Below are 260 nucleotides of genomic sequence, written 5' to 3'. Positions count from 1 at the left end.
ATCCACAACAGGCTGCGGGCCAGTTCGCCGCGCTGTTCGGCGAGCGGCCGGCCGTTCAGGCGGACTTCCCCGGCGGTCGGCTGCATCAGTCCGGACAGCAGGCGCAGCAGGCTGGTCTTGCCGCTGCCGTTGGGACCCACCACCTGCAACATCTCGCCGGCGGCCAGGCGCAGGTCGAGGCGCTCGAACAGCATGCGCCAGTCGCGCTCGCAGGCGAGCCCGACGGTTTCCAGCAAGGGGCTGGCTGTGGGGACTTCAGC

The 260-nt window shown here is 70.8% G+C and carries 1 protein-coding gene; it reads right to left on the bottom strand.

Going from position 1 to position 260, the window contains the following annotated elements:
- A partial coding sequence (locus ACLJNW_RS26205; protein ID WP_410961505.1) for an ATP-binding cassette domain-containing protein occupies window positions 1–236 on the bottom strand: 236 nt, incomplete at its 3' end.
- Window positions 237–260: the final 24 nt, after the last annotated feature.

The organism is Salmonella sp. SAL4457, from assembly GCF_046548235.1.
Taxonomy (GTDB): domain Bacteria; phylum Pseudomonadota; class Gammaproteobacteria; order Enterobacterales; family Enterobacteriaceae; genus Salmonella; species Salmonella enterica.
This window is presented reverse-complemented; position numbering and strand designations above follow the sequence as displayed.